This window comes from Candidatus Edwardsbacteria bacterium (assembly GCA_031082425.1).
Classification (GTDB): domain Bacteria; phylum Edwardsbacteria; class AC1; order AC1; family EtOH8; genus UBA2226.
In genome coordinates, this window is record JAVHLB010000005.1 from 78,513 (window position 1) to 92,487 (window position 13,975).

General features: G+C 57.4%; 15 protein-coding genes. All 15 read right to left on the reverse strand.

Annotated features, from left to right (window positions below; all coding sequences use genetic code 11):
- Window positions 1–99 precede the first annotated feature (99 nt).
- The 15 genes from RDU76_06345 to RDU76_06415 all read right to left on the reverse strand — a co-directional run bounded on the left by RDU76_06345 (window position 100) and on the right by RDU76_06415 (window position 13,832).
- On the reverse strand, window positions 100–876 hold the full coding sequence (locus RDU76_06345; GenBank protein MDQ7798546.1) for an aminoglycoside 3'-phosphotransferase: 777 nt from the start codon (window positions 874–876) through the stop codon (window positions 100–102).
- Window positions 877–902: 26 nt separating this feature from the next.
- Window positions 903–1,685, reverse strand: coding sequence for a GNAT family N-acetyltransferase (locus RDU76_06350; GenBank protein ID MDQ7798547.1), 783 nt, complete (start codon window positions 1,683–1,685; stop codon window positions 903–905).
- Window positions 1,686–1,702: 17 nt separating this feature from the next.
- Window positions 1,703–2,572 (reverse strand): radical SAM protein, encoded by an 870-nt coding sequence (locus RDU76_06355; GenBank protein ID MDQ7798548.1) that lies wholly within the window; start codon window positions 2,570–2,572, stop codon window positions 1,703–1,705.
- 257 nt (window positions 2,573–2,829) lie between these two features.
- Window positions 2,830–3,438, reverse strand: coding sequence for a peptide-methionine (S)-S-oxide reductase MsrA (gene msrA, locus RDU76_06360; GenBank protein ID MDQ7798549.1), 609 nt, complete (start codon window positions 3,436–3,438; stop codon window positions 2,830–2,832).
- A gap of 218 nt (window positions 3,439–3,656) precedes the next feature.
- Window positions 3,657–5,897 (reverse strand): phosphoribosylformylglycinamidine synthase subunit PurL, encoded by a 2,241-nt coding sequence (purL, locus tag RDU76_06365; protein ID MDQ7798550.1) that lies wholly within the window; start codon window positions 5,895–5,897, stop codon window positions 3,657–3,659.
- A gap of 1 nt (window position 5,898) precedes the next feature.
- Window positions 5,899–6,696, reverse strand: coding sequence for an HD domain-containing protein (locus RDU76_06370; protein ID MDQ7798551.1), 798 nt, complete (start codon window positions 6,694–6,696; stop codon window positions 5,899–5,901).
- A 1-nt stretch (window position 6,697) separates the two neighbouring features.
- Window positions 6,698–7,393: a phosphoribosylformylglycinamidine synthase subunit PurQ gene (purQ, locus tag RDU76_06375; protein ID MDQ7798552.1), complete on the reverse strand. Its 696-nt coding sequence runs from the start codon at window positions 7,391–7,393 to the stop codon at window positions 6,698–6,700.
- On the reverse strand, window positions 7,390–7,641 hold the full coding sequence (gene purS, locus RDU76_06380; GenBank protein MDQ7798553.1) for a phosphoribosylformylglycinamidine synthase subunit PurS: 252 nt from the start codon (window positions 7,639–7,641) through the stop codon (window positions 7,390–7,392). Before purS ends, purQ begins: the two co-directional genes overlap by 4 nt.
- A complete protein-coding gene (gene pssA, locus RDU76_06385) occupies window positions 7,628–8,377 on the reverse strand; it encodes a CDP-diacylglycerol--serine O-phosphatidyltransferase (GenBank protein MDQ7798554.1) in 750 nt (249 codons plus the stop codon). The genes purS and pssA overlap by 14 nt, the downstream gene beginning before the upstream one ends.
- 222 nt (window positions 8,378–8,599) lie before the next feature.
- The gene (locus RDU76_06390; GenBank protein MDQ7798555.1) at window positions 8,600–9,256 is read right to left on the reverse strand and encodes a phosphatidylserine decarboxylase family protein; all 657 of its coding nucleotides are present in this window, start codon (window positions 9,254–9,256) and stop codon (window positions 8,600–8,602) included.
- A complete protein-coding gene (locus RDU76_06395) occupies window positions 9,253–10,473 on the reverse strand; it encodes a sensor domain-containing diguanylate cyclase (GenBank protein ID MDQ7798556.1) in 1,221 nt (406 codons plus the stop codon). Before RDU76_06395 ends, RDU76_06390 begins: the two co-directional genes overlap by 4 nt.
- A gap of 18 nt (window positions 10,474–10,491) precedes the next feature.
- Complete coding sequence (gene purB, locus RDU76_06400) at window positions 10,492–11,796, reverse strand: adenylosuccinate lyase (GenBank protein ID MDQ7798557.1); 1,305 nt, start codon at window positions 11,794–11,796, stop codon at window positions 10,492–10,494.
- A gap of 9 nt (window positions 11,797–11,805) precedes the next feature.
- Complete coding sequence (locus RDU76_06405) at window positions 11,806–12,282, reverse strand: dihydrofolate reductase (protein ID MDQ7798558.1); 477 nt, start codon at window positions 12,280–12,282, stop codon at window positions 11,806–11,808.
- Window positions 12,279–13,142 carry a thymidylate synthase gene (gene thyA, locus RDU76_06410; GenBank protein MDQ7798559.1) on the reverse strand — a complete coding sequence of 288 codons (864 nt, stop codon included), beginning with the start codon at window positions 13,140–13,142 and terminating at the stop codon, window positions 12,279–12,281. Before thyA ends, RDU76_06405 begins: the two co-directional genes overlap by 4 nt.
- Window positions 13,143–13,196: 54 nt before the next feature.
- Entirely contained in the window at window positions 13,197–13,832 is a 636-nt protein-coding gene (locus RDU76_06415; GenBank protein ID MDQ7798560.1) for a Crp/Fnr family transcriptional regulator, read from the reverse strand.
- Window positions 13,833–13,975 lie beyond the last annotated feature (143 nt).

Below are 13,975 nucleotides of genomic sequence, written 5' to 3' on the forward strand. Positions count from 1 at the left end.
ACCAAAATAATTATATATTTTGACCGGTGGTTTGCCCCGGGAAAGCCATAAAATTAAAGCCTTTCGAAGATTTACGAAAGGCTTTAATCCGGAATATTGTCAACCGGTCAGTCCTGCTATCAGGCGGCACAGCTCCAAGCGGTCCCTGTCCAGATCGCGCCGGCCATAGGCATCCAGAAAAATATCCCGGCAGGAGTTGGTTCGGAGATTATAGTTCAAGGTCCATATCCCCCAAAATATATCGTAATGCCGGTCGCCGATACCGCCGTATCCCAGATCTACAAATCCACGCAAATGATATTTTTCCATTATGATGTTGGGCAGGCAGTAGTCCCCGTGCAGCACGGCATCATCCATGGCAATGCGCTTCATGTCATGCAGTTTTTTTACTGCTTTTGCCTTTCCCTCGGCCAATATGGCGGTGTCTCCGGGCCCGGCGGGGATCTTATCTTCGATCTCTTGCAGCATCTCGGCCGTCCGGCCATTATAAGGGCATCCCGTCATGGATAACGAATGCAGCTCCCGCAAACTTTCTCCGAATACGCCGGCCAGCTTTCGCGGATCCTCCAGATGCCCGCCCGAGATGCCGTCCTCGCCCGCCAAGGCTTCGGTCAGCAGGTAATCATTATCCCCGTCGGTTTCATGGACCACCGGACGGGAAGCAAAACCATGGCGGTATAGGAAAGAGGTCATTTGGTATTCCCGGAGCAATTCCCCTTTTCGTCGTATTTTGAGATAAAAATTATCCTTCCCCTCTATTAAGAATGTCTTGGCGGTTTCGGAACAACTGCTGTTATATATCCGGGCATCGCCGATAAGCCCGGCAATACTGGAGGGGATCTTTGATATATCTATTCTGGTCTTTGTCCGCTGCATTCAACCGGCTTTCATCTATATAATATCTAAACCTTTTTGACCTTAGCACCTATCATCTTTCTGATCTTCTCGAATGAAGGCGGCGGGCCGGTGTTTACCTGTTTGTCATCGATAAATAAAGCGTCGGATATTCCCCATTTCAGGAAATTGCCGCGGTCCAGGGTATCCACCGTTTCGAAAACAACCTTCGGGCCTAATTCCAATGCCGCCCGCCTGGCCCTCTCATGGGTCAAATTCTGGGCCGGGCACCAGCCGTTGATGAACGAGGTGACCGTGACCACCCCCGGCTTCTTTTGCGGCCTGGCCCTCTGCTTGATCCATCTGGGCGCCTGGGCATCGGCGGAGAAAGGCTTCCAGAGCAGCTGGCTGATGCCGTCCCGGTCGGCCTTCTGGTAGCCGTGCCTTTTGAACCAGGAGGCCTTCATCCAGAAAGGCAGGATCACTCCCCAGGCGGCCAGCCCCTTGGCGCCCAGCGACCGGACGTCCTCTTCTGCGGCTTTCAATAAAGCTTCGCCCATGCCGGCCTTCTGAAAATTGCCGCGGCCCTTTTTGTATCCGTGGACCCAGATGCAGTTGATGAAATACAGGTCCTGTCCTTCGGCGGTGGAATGTTCGATGGGCAGGTATTGGATCATGCCGCCGGCCACCCCGTGGTCGTCCAACGCCAGCTTGACCCCCAGGCCCCGGTCCTTCATCTTGCCGTACCATTTTTCCTTGTGGTCGCCGGCCTCCTTGATCTCATCGGACCAGTCCTCCAGGCACAGGAAATACGAACTTAGATCTTTCTGACCAAGGTCAATTATCTGCATATTTCTCCTCCGATGGATTAGAAAAGTGTCGGCTGGCATTTGTTTTGCGGCTGGTAGAATTCCATGCCGGGCCGGAGGCCATTCCTGTCGCAGGCTTCAAGAAATACCTTTCCCAGCCGGTCATGGTCCGGCGAGGGGCATTGATACTGTTGACCGTAATCCTTTTCGTATCTGCTTTTAAGATCAGGGAAATGCTCATCCAGCTTTTGGTAATAATATTCCCGCTGGCCCTGCCTGATGGACATGCCGAAGACCGGGATGATGTACTTTGCCCCGCTGTCCCTGGCCCGGCGGACGATATCCTTGACATTCTCCTCGGTGTCGGTGATGAACGGCAGCAAAGGCATCATGGTTATTCCGGTATAGATGCCGTTCTTGCTTAGTTCTTCCAAGGCCTTCAGCCTTTGGGACGGCAGCGGCGCGCCCGGCTCGATGACGGCGGCCAGCTGGTCGTTGGTGGTAATGACCGTAAAGGTAACTGCGGCGTAGGTTTTGGATATTTGGCGCAAAAGGTCGATATCCCTTAGCACCAGGTCGCTCTTGGTGATCATGTGCACCGGAAAGCTGTATCGGACCATCAGTTCCAAAGATTTTCGGGTCAATTGGTATTGCTTCTCTACCGGCTGGTAGGGATCGTTCATGGAGCCGGTGCCGATGGTGCCTTTGACCCTTTTGGAAGGCAGCTCTTTTTTCAGCAGTTCGATGGCGTTGGTTTTGACCAGGATGTCGGAGAAATTCTCGATCCGGTAGCAGGAACTGCGGGAATCGCAGTAGATGCAGCCGTGGGCACAGCCCCGGTAGAGGTTCATGTTGTATTTCAGGCCGAACCAGTTGTCGGGCCCGGGGACGTGCGACAGCATGGTCTTGGCTGTTATCTCTTTGATCATATTAAATCCTTTGCCACCAAGACACCAAGGCACAAAATATTTAACTGTTCAATTTACCCGTAAAGAAGTAATACTGGTGTGACATTGATACCATTAGTTTATAATCAGACGCTGGCAAAGTCAAGAAAAAACCACCCCTCCGTCCCCTCCTTAGAGCTGGCACTGATCAAGACGAAGTGCAAGAACGGGATTAAAAAAGCCCGCATTGCTGCAGGCTGACCCCTCCCCTACCCCTCCCCCAAAGGGAGAGGGGTTTTCTAAAACTTACAACTGCCGCCGCCCTTCTTCCGGTAATACTGTTGGTGGTATTCCTCGGCCCGGTAGAATTCCCCGGCCTTGGTGATCTCGGTGACTATAGGCCGGGAGTATTTGTCTGACCTGTCCAGTTTTTCTTTTGATGCCAGGGCCGCCTTCTGCTGTTCCGGGGTGGTGTAGAATACGGCCGAGCGGTATTGCGAGCCCACATCCGGGCCCTGGCGGTTGGGGGTGGTGGGGTTGTGATTCTCCCAAAAGACCTTCAGCAGATCATCATAGCTGATGACCGCCGGGTCGTAGGTCAGGCGGATGGCCTCGGCGTGGCCGGTGGTGTCGGTGCAGACCTGCTGGTAGCTGGGATCCTGGGTGTGGCCGCCGGTGTAGCCCACCTCGGTGGAGGCGACGCCTTTGAGTTTCTGGAAATCGGCCTCCACCCCCCAGAAACACCCGGCCGCGAATATGGCGGTTTCCATCTTTTTATCCTTTGCCTTGGTGTTATCGGGGCGGGTTTGAGATCCGCCCTTGCCTTTATTGTCTTGGCCCTGGGCATTAAGTGTTAGGACAAAGCCCAGCAGAAAAGCCAGCAGGCTGAGATAGATTCGTTTATTCATAAGAAAAACCCTCCTTTAGCCAATATAAGGCCGAATAGAGGGTTTGTCAAGGGTTTCGGGGTTTGTTTTCTATTCTATATTTCATGATATGGCAAGCGTGGATTGCTTCATTTGCCAGAGAACAGCAAACCTCGCAATGACCTGAAAACGTTCCTCAATCAAATCGGTAAAATCTGCGAAAATCAGCGTCCCATTAAGCCCCGGGCACCAGGGTGGGGTCACTTCATCATATTCGGGATAGCCTCTTCCCAGGCCTTGCGGGCCTCGGCCACCGGGATGTCTATCAGATCCTTTATCACCAGCCGATCCCCGCCCACCGTCCCTAATTTCATAATGTCCACGCCTTGCTTCTTGGCTAAGACTTCTAATTTCTCAACATCCCCTGCCTTACCTGATAGGATAATGCGGCTCTGGGTCTCGGCGAACAACTTGAGATCGCCCCTGCCGGGCAGATCTTTAATATCGACCGTCACGCCCGTCCCCCCTCGCCCATCGGGAGAGAGGTCCGAAAAACAGCATTCGGCCAAAGCCACCGCCAGCCCGCCCTCGGAGCAGTCGTGGGCCGAGCGCACCAGTCCGGCCCTGATGGCCTCCCGGACAAAATCGTGCAGTTTCTTTTCGGCCTCCAGGTCTATGGCCGGGGCGTCTCCGTTCACCTGGCCGTGCACAACCTTGAGATACTCCGAGCCCCCGATGTCCGGCTGGGATTTTATGTCGCCGGCCAGAAAGACGATATCGCCGGCTTCTTTGAACCACTGGGTGGTGATGTGCGACAGGTCCTCGATCAGCCCCACCATCCCTATCAAGGGCGTGGGATAGACGCTGTGGGTCAAACTTTCATTATACAGGCTGACATTGCCGGAGATCACCGGAACTTCCAGCACCTTGCAGGCCTGGGCCAGCCCCTCCACCGCCTGCTTCATCTGATAGAAGACCTCCGGCTTGTAGGGATTGCCGAAATTCAGACAGTCGGTCAGTCCCAGTGGTTTTGCCCCGGAACAGGCCAGGTTGCGGGCGGCCTCGGCCACCGCAATGGCCCCGCCGTTGAAGGGGTTCAGGTAGCAGTACCGCCCGTTGCAGTCGGTGGTGATGCCGATGGCCTTGTTGGTGCCGCGGATCCTTAGGACGGCTGCATCGGAGCCCGGAAGGACAGCAGTATTGGTCCTCACCTGGTGATCGTATTGCTGATACACCCAGCGTTTGCTGGCAATGGTAGGGGCCGATAGTACACTATTTAGCGACTTATTGTGATCCTTTGGTTCTTTTATGTCGTTTTGTATGAATTGCTTTAACTTATCAAGATAACCCGGTCTGTTGCTTTCTCTTTGGTATACCGGGGCCTCATCAACCAGGGCCTTTACCGGGATGTCGGCAAAGACCTCGTCCTTCCATTTGATCCTGACTTTCCCGTCATTGGTGACCACCCCTATTGAGGAACAATGAAGTTCCCATTTGTCAAATATCGCTTTGATCCGGTCGTAATTCTCCTTTGGCGCCACCACCACCATCCTTTCCTGGGATTCGGACAGCATGATCTCATAAGGGGTCATGCCCGTCTCCCGAAGCGGTACTTTGGCCATATCCATCTCCAGTCCGGTCCCGGCCCGGGAGGCCATCTCGATGGACGAGCTGGTCAGCCCGGCCGCCCCCATGTCCTGGATGCCCACCGCCAGTCCGGACTCGATCAGCTCCAGGGTGGCTTCCAATAAAAGCTTTTTGGTAAAGGGATCCCCTATCTGGACCGAGGGCCGTTTGGCCGAGGATGCCTCGGACAGCTCCTCGGAGGCGAAGGTGGCCCCGTGGATGCCGTCCCGGCCGGTGGTGGCCCCCACCGCGATCACCAGGTTGCCCGGCCCGGTAGCGAAGCCCCGCATGATCTTGTTGTTCTCCACCAGCCCCAGGCACATCACGTTGACCAGCGGGTTGGTGGTATAGGACTCGTCGAACACCACCGATCCGCCCACCGTCGGAATGCCCACGCAGTTGCCGTAATCGGCGATGCCGGAGACCACCCCGGAGAACAGGTGACGGACGTGGGCGTCATCCAGCGATCCGAAATACAGCGGGTCCATCAGGGCGATGGGCCTGGCCCCCATGGTGAAGATGTCGCGCAGGATGCCGCCGATGCCGGTGGCCGCCCCCTGATAGGGCTCGATGGCCGAGGGGTGGTTGTGGCTCTCCACCTTCATGGCGATCCCCAGACCGTCCCCGATGTCCACTATCCCGGCGTTCTCCCCCGGCCCCTGCAGCACCTGGGGCGCCCGGGTGGGGAACAGCTTCAACAGCGGCTTGGAATTCTTGTAGGAGCAGTGCTCGGACCACAGCACCGAGAAGATGCCCAGCTCGGTATAGCTGGGCATCCGCCCCATTATCCGCCGGATGCTGTCGAATTCCTCCTGGTTAAGCCCGAAGCTTTGGGCCAGTTTTATATCTACGATAGGCTCCTGGTGTTTTGTCATCTTATCTTTTCGAATTTGAAGGTTGCGGTTTATTAGCGCCTCCCGGGGAGGCGGTCTTTCGGGAATTGGCCTTCGGCCCGTTCTGGGAATTGACCCTGGGCTTGCGGCGCGGTATCTTAAAGGTCTTGCGGAGCAGCGAGATCTTTATGTCCGGCTTCTTGTCCTGGACATGGTTGACAAAAAAGTCCACCACCTCGGGATCGAACTGGGTGCCGGAATGGATCAGCAGTTCAGCCTCGGCCGTCTTCTGGGGCAGGCCCTTGCGGTAGGGACGGTCGGCGGTCATGGCATCATAGGCGTCGGCCACCGCGATTATCCGGGCCAGCCGGCTGATGTCATTCCCCCTCTTTTTGTTGGGGTAGCCGCTGCCGTCGAATTTTTCGTGATGGTCCCGGATGATGTCGGCCACCGTGCAGAGCTTGGAAAAGCCGGAGATGATGTGGTAGCCCCGTTCGGCATGATGATGGATCTCGGTCAGGTCGTCGCTGCTCAATTCCTCTTCTTTATCCAAAGTGGCCTCGTCCACCCCCAGCTTGCCGAAATCGTGCAGCAGGGCCGCCACCTCCAGGGTCAGCAGGTCCTCCTGGGGCAGGCCCATCCGCATCCCGATGGCCAGGGAGTAAAAGGTCACCCGGATGATGTGCCCGTCATGGTAGGGCACCAGCCGGTCCACCACCTTGGCCAGCTTGCGCAGCTGGCGGATCATCTTGTCGGGGTCGCCGGCCAGGATCTGGTCCAGCCTGGTCAGCAGGTCGGTGATGGCGTTGACGTCCGGCTGCTTGTACGGCTTGTTCAGCATGTCAGCTTGCTCCCAGGAAGTTCTTGATGGAGTCGAATACCAGGCTTCCGTCGGACGATCCCAGCAGCTGCTCCATGGCCCGCTCCGGGTGGGGCATCATGCCCAGGACGTTGCCCTGCCGGTTGGTGATGCCGGCGATGTTGTTCAGCGAGCCGTTGGGATTGGCGCTGTCGTCAACCCGGCCCGAGCCGTCGCTGTAACGGAATACCACCCGGCCGCTGTCCTCCAGCTCCTTTATGGTCCTCTGGTCGGCAAAATAATTGCCCTCCTTGTGGGCGATGGGGACCCTCAGCAGCTGTCCCGCCGTCAGCCGATTGGTGAACGGCAGGGTATTGTTCTCCACCTTCAGGTGAACCGTTTTGCAGATGAACTGCAGGCTGCGGTTGACCAGCATGGCCCCCGGCAGCAGGCCGCTCTCCAGCAGGATCTGAAATCCGTTGCAGATGCCGATCACCGGGCCGCCCTTACCGGCAAAATCCACCACCTGCCGCATGATGGGCGAAAAGCGGGCGATGGCCCCGGTCCGGAGGTAGTCGCCGTAGGAGAAGCCGCCGGGCAGGATCACGCAGTCGCAGTTGTTCAGGGAATGCTCCCGGTGCCAGACATACTCCACCTGGCATTTAAGATGGTCCTTCACCGCCCGGTAGCAGTCGTAGTCGCAGTTGGAGCCGGGGAAGGTAATCACCGCAAACTTCATTCGCCCTCCCTCAGGGAATAGCTGTACTGCTCGATCACCGGGTTGGAGAGGATCTGCCGGCACATCTGGTCGACCTTTTTCTCCACTTCCTTCCGGTCGTGGCTGTCGAACCGCACCTGGATGAATTTTCCCATCCGGACCTCCTCGATGTCCCGGTATCCCATGGTCTCCATGGAGCGCTTTAAAGTGGTGCCCTGGGGGTCCAGCACCAGCTCTTTGAGGGTGACGTGGATCTCAGCTGTCAGCAATTTTTCTTCTCCTTTTGTTCTTCAATTTTTCCAGGTGGCTTGATTTGTATATTCTCCGCATCAGGCCGAACAGGATGTATCCGGTCAGGATGGGGAAAAGCGTCAGGTTGGGGTTTTTGATGATTCCCAGGATGGCCAGCATGAACCCGCCGTAGATCAGGTAGGATCTGAAGCTGCGGTCGGCCATCTTGGGGATGGGCGGATATTCGATGTCGCTGACCATCAGGAAGGAAAGCAGGATGATCACCAGCGGGATGAAGCGCACCGGGGACAGGTCGTAGGCCACGGCGTTGCTGAACAGCAGGAAGCTGGCCACCACCCCCCCGGCCGCCGGGGTGGGCAGGCCGCGGAAGATCTCCTTCTCGGTCAGGCTCTTGATGTTGGCGTTGAACCGGGCCAGCCGGATGGCCCCGGCCACCACGAAGGCGAAGGCGGTCAGGCTGCCCCACAGCCCCAGGTTCTTCAGGGCCAGCGGGTAGATCAGGATCATGGGCGCCAGCACGAAGGACACCACGTCGGACAGCGAGTCCAGCTCGGCCCCGAAGCGGCTGTAGTGGTGGGTCAGCCGGGCCACCATCCCGTCTATGGAATCGAAGAAGCCGGCCAGGATGATCAGCCAGGCCCCCCGGTAATAGTTGCCGTTGAAGGCCTCGATGATGGCCAGCACCCCGCAGAACAGGTTCCCGCTGGTGAAGACGCTGGGAAGGAATGACGGGGTTTTGATCTTGGGTTTCATATGATAAAACCTATTTATTGAAAATGGCGATCGGGTGGATGCCGCCCTTGACCCTGTCCCGATACCGTGAATGATATCGTTATAAATCATCAAGGCTCTGCCGTGCCTTACTCTCAGGCCGCCCCAGCGGCCTCTATGAACGACCAGCGACAGGCTATCGCTGAAGGATTTTATTTCGCCTCATCTAGCTTGAAGCCACAATCTGTGATTTCAAGCTACTGATTATTTCGTTTCCATCAATTCCCCGATCACCGTCACCCCGCCCTTGACCCTGTCCCCCACTTTCACATTGATCTTGGTGCCCAGCGGCAGCAGCAGGTCGATCCGGGAGCCGAACTTCATCAGGCCCATCCTCTGCCCGGCGCTTACCTCATCACCCAGCCTGGGATAGCACACCACCCGGCGGGCCAGGATCCCGGCGATCTGTTTCATCAATATCCTCCCGTGGGGGGTCTCGATCCCCAGTTGCATCTGCTCGTTGGCCAGCGAGGCCTTTTCCTCGAAGGCCGGAAAGAATTTGCCGGGATGATACTGCTGGTATACCACCCGGCCGGAGATGGGGATCCAATTGATGTGGACATCCAGGGGCGATAAAAAGACGCTGACCTGCAAAACCCTTTGCTGGAATAGAAAAGTGTCCTCGGTTTCCTTTACGATCACCACTTTGCCGTCGGCCGGGGAGATCAGCCGGCCCGGAAGATATTCCCCCTGCCGGGCCGGGTCGCGAAAGAAGAACATCATGAACAGGGCCACCACCGCAAAGGCCATGGTCAGATAGGCCGTTATCTGGTTTTTGGTGATCAGCCAGGCCGCCAGGGCGATGACGAAGAACAGCCCGGCGATGATGATGGTCGGCATTCCCTCCGGGGCCAGCTTCATGCGCCTCCTCCCCCGATGTCGCTGATGATGACGTTGCCGCCCTTGGCCTGCATCTCGTGCAGCCTTTGGGAGGCCTGGCTGAATATCTGCTCGTAGGAGATGCCGTCATCGGGGAAGGTGAACACCGCCAGGCTGATGGTCAGGCGCTGGGAGCTGAAGGCCTGGTCGTTGATGGTGGCATCGTAATCGATGATCTTCTTGATCTTCTCGGCAAACTGCAGGGCCTGGCCCTTTTCGGTCTCCAGCAGGGCCGCGGCGAACTTGTCCTCGTCCAGCCGGCAGGAGATGTCTATCCTCCGGACGTGCTCGTTGAGCAGCATGCCGATCCGGGCCAGCACCTTGTCCCCGGCCTGGGTGCCGTTGCTTTCGACAAAGGCCCTGAAATTGTCCAGGTCCATCAGGGTGAACGACAGCTTGTGCCCGAAACGCTTGGCCCGGTTGAGCTCGGCCAGGGCCCGCTCGTCGAAATACCTCCGGTTCAGCAGGCCGGTCAGCTTGTCCTTGGTGTAGAGCTTTTCGAACAGCCCGGCGTTGTCCAGGGCCATGGAGCCCAGGCTCTGGAAGATCATCATCAGGTTCCGCTCCTCCTTGGAGCGCCGCTGGATCCTGCCCAGGGAGACCACCCCCATCACGTTGTTCCTCTGCACCAGGGGGATGCACAGGACGGGATTGATCCGTTTGTCCCGGGTGTTCTCCAGCTTCTGTTTTATCAGGTTGCTCTCGTTCTCGAAATCCTCCTTGGCCATGATCACCCTCTTGGCGGCGGTATGGCCCACGTACCCCTCCCCCACCTTGACCACTATCTCCGGGGCGATCTTGGGGTCCAGTCCGATGGATTCGGCCACCGTCAGCTCCGCACCCTCGTCGCCCACCTTGAAAAAGATCACCTCTTCGGAGTCGAACAGCTGCTGGGCTATCCGGCTCAGCAACATCGGCAGCTTTTCCCTTTCCAGGCTGCCCCCCAGGGTCCGGGCCAGTTCCAGCAGGACCATGAACACCCGGGAGCGCTCGGAATGGTCCTTCTCCATGGTGGCCAGGGAACCCTTCATGCTGGCGATGATATCCCGCTGACGGCGTTCGTCCTCCTTCAGCCGTTTGAGCTCGTTCTGGGCCATGCCGCAGGCCACCGTCTTCTGCCCGGCCTTGCCGCTGGCCATCAGGAACAGCACCAGGAAAAGGACCGCCAGGCCAAATGCTATGTATGTCAACGTGTCCATGGTCATCCCCCTATCTTTTCATTTGGAGCCGTTCAGTCCGATGCGCTTATAAATATGCCCGGTATTCCGGATAAAACTTTCGGGATCGAATACCTCGGCCATGGTCTTGGCATCCAATATTTTCATAACTTCGGAATCGGCCATGACCAGTTGCTTGAGGTTTCCGCCCCCCTCCCATACCTTCATGGCATTGCGCTGGATGATGCGGTAGGCATCCTCCCGGGAGATGCCCTTCTCCACCAAGGCCAGCAGCAGTTTCTGGGAAAAGATCAGCCCCCCGGATGACTCGATGTTCCGTGCCATCCTCTCCGGATAGACCCTCAGGCCCTCGATCAGCCAGATGGTCTTGTTTAAAATGTAATCCAGGGCGATGGTGCTGTCGGGGATCACTATCCTCTCGGCCGAGGAATGGGAGATGTCCCGTTCATGCCACAGGGCCACGTTCTCCATCCCCACCAGGGCGTTGGCCCGGATCACCCGGGCCAACCCGCAGATCCGCTCGGATATTATGGGGTTCCTTTTATGGGGCATGGCCGAGGAACCCTTCTGCTTTTCCGAGAACGGCTCCTCCGCCTCCCGGACCTCGGTCCTCTGCAGGTGGCGGATCTCCAGGGCGATCTTGTCCAGGGTGGAGGCGATGATGCCCAGGGTGCAGAGATATTCGGCATGACGGTCCCGCTGGACGATCTGGGTGGACACCGGCTCCGGCTTCAATCCCAGCTTTTGGCAGACGTATTCCTCCACCGAGGGGTCGATATGGGCGAAGGTGCCCACCGCACCGGAGATCTTTCCGCAGGAGATGGTTTCGATGGCCCGCTCCATCCGGAGAATGTCGCGCTGTATCTCCTGCCACCACATGGCCAGCTTCAGCCCGAAGGTGGTGGGCTCGGCATGGATGCCATGGCTGCGCCCCATCATCAGGGTGTCCCTGTGCTCCCAGGCCCTTTGTTTCAGGACCGCCGAAAGCTTATTCAGATCGTCCAGCAGCAGCCGGCCGGCCTGCTTCATCAGCACCGCCCAGGCGGTGTCCAGCACGTCGGACGAGGTCAGGCCCATATGGATGAAGCGGCCCGATTCGCCCACCTGCTGGTTGACGCTGGTCAGAAAGGCGATGACGTCGTGCTGGACCTCGGCCTCGATCTGCTCTATCCGGGCGATGTCGAAGCCGGCCCTGGCCTTGATGTTCTCCAGGTCTTTTTGGGGGATGCGCCCCAGCCGGGCCTGGGCCTCGCAGGCCAGAATCTCTATGTCCAGCCATTTCTGGAACTTGTTCTGTTCGCTCCAGACGGCCTTCATCTGGGGCAGGGTATAGCGTTCGATCATCTTGAAATCTTATCTTATCTTTTTATAAAGAATATTGGTAAATTCCGGGTAATCGGTCTCCGAAAGCCTCTCCCATTCTGTTTCATCGAACTCCGGGAATTTTGTGTCCCCGGCGCATTCCTGTTTGAGCCAGGATACACAAAGGAAATCGGCCAGGGGCAATGCCTGCCGGTAAATTTCCGCCCCTCCGATGAAGAATATCTTTCTGCCGTATTCCTCCGCTTGGGCCAGGGCCTGATCCATGCTTTGGCAGGCCGTCCCCCCCGGGATGTCCATTGGGGACCGGGAGACCACGATATTGTTGCGGTTGGGCAGCGGCTTCCCGATGGACTGGTAGGTCCTCCGCCCCATTATCACGGTATTCCCGGAGGTCATTTTTTTGAACAGTTTCAGGTCCTCCGGCAGGTGCCAGGGCATCTGGTTGTCCTTCCCGATGACCCGGTCCCGGGTCATGGCCACGATGATGCATTTCTCGGCATTCCTCAAACCGCCACCTCGAACTTTATTCCCGGGTGAGGCTGGTAATCCTCCAGGGTCACATCTTCGTATTTCAGGTCGAACAGGGGCTTGTCGGCGATCCTGACCCTGGGAAGCGGCCGGGGTTCCCTATCCAGCTGCAGCTTCAGCCCCGGCAGGTGATTCTCATAGATATGGGCGTCGATGATGGTGTGGGCGAATTCCCCCGGCCGGTAGCCGGTCTCCCGGGCCAGCATCATGGTCAGCAGGGAATAACAGGCCAGGTTGAAGGGGATCCCCAGGGCGATGTCGCCGGAACGCTGGGTCAGGTGGCAGTTGAGCTGGTCCCCGGAAACGCTGAAACAGAAGGTGTAGTGGCAGGGCGGCAGCTTGCTCTGGGCGGCATTGCCGGGGTGCCAGGCCGTCACCACCATCCGCCGCAGGTTGGGGGTGGCGGGGTTTTCTTTTATCTCCCGCAGGATGTCGATAACATACCGGATCTGGTCGAAAACCTTTCCCCCGCTTTCGGGATCCAGGCTGGTCCACCGATGGCCCCATTTCTCGCCCTCCACCCCGCTGTCGGGCACGGGATACCGCCGCCAGAATCTGCCATAGGCCGTCTCCAGCCTGCCGTCGGCGTCGGCCCAGGCGTTCCAGATCTTGGTCTTCTGCCGGAGGTCGCGGATGTGGGCCTGGCCGCTCAGGTACCAAAGCAGTTCGTGCAGCATGGAGTTGAAATACATCTGCTTGGTGGTCAGCAGGGGATAGCCCTGCTGCAGGTCGATCTTGTAAAAAACGCCGAAACAGCTGTAAGTGGAAACACCGGTGCGGTTCTTCTGCACCGTCCCGTTGTCCAGTACGTATTTTACCAGGTCCAGATATTCGCGCATAAATTTACAGACCCCTCCCTTCCCTCCCCGATGCGGAGAGGGTTGATCGGGCAGTTAGGATGAGAATTTTTCCTTGAGGGTGATGAATCTTAAATAATCGTCGATCTCCACCAGGCTGGTGATGATGAGCTTCTTGTCCTCGATGCGGATCAGTTTGAGGGTCAGAAGTTTTTTGACTATCTCCTCGGTCTTGGAGGCGTCGATGCCGATTATTCCGCCCAGGGCGGTGTAATCATAGGGGAAGTCCACCACGATCCCCTCGGCCGTCTGGGCCCCCCGCTCCTTGGCCATGGACACCAGCAGGGCCACCACCCGGCGCATCTCGTCCCGGATCAGCAGGAACTCCACCTGGCGGTTGGTGTCCCTCAGGCGGCGGGTCATGGTCTCCAGGACATACTCGATCATGGGATTGTCCTTGAGCTGGGACTTGAAGGCGTCCCGGTCCACTATCAGCAGGTTGACATCGTCCACCGCGGTGGCGGCGGCCGACCGGGGGCTGCCGTCGATGACCGCCATCTCCCCGAAGAAATCGCCCTCCTTGATGATGGCCAGCACCTTCTCGATATTGCCGGCGCTGCGGCTGATCTTGACCTTGCCGGCCCGGATCAGATACATTTCGTTGCCGTCGTCGCCCTGCTTGAATATGACCTCGCCCGGCTTAAAATTCTTTTCGTATTCCTGCCCAGCCATACGGCATTCTCCCAATATTTAAGTTGAGACAACTTTTCAGGTTTCCCCTTTAAAGCATAAATATATCATTAACTTACGAATATTTCAAGGGAAAACTAAAAGGGCGTCTTAATTTAAAATAAGACGCCCCGGATGGAAGTGAT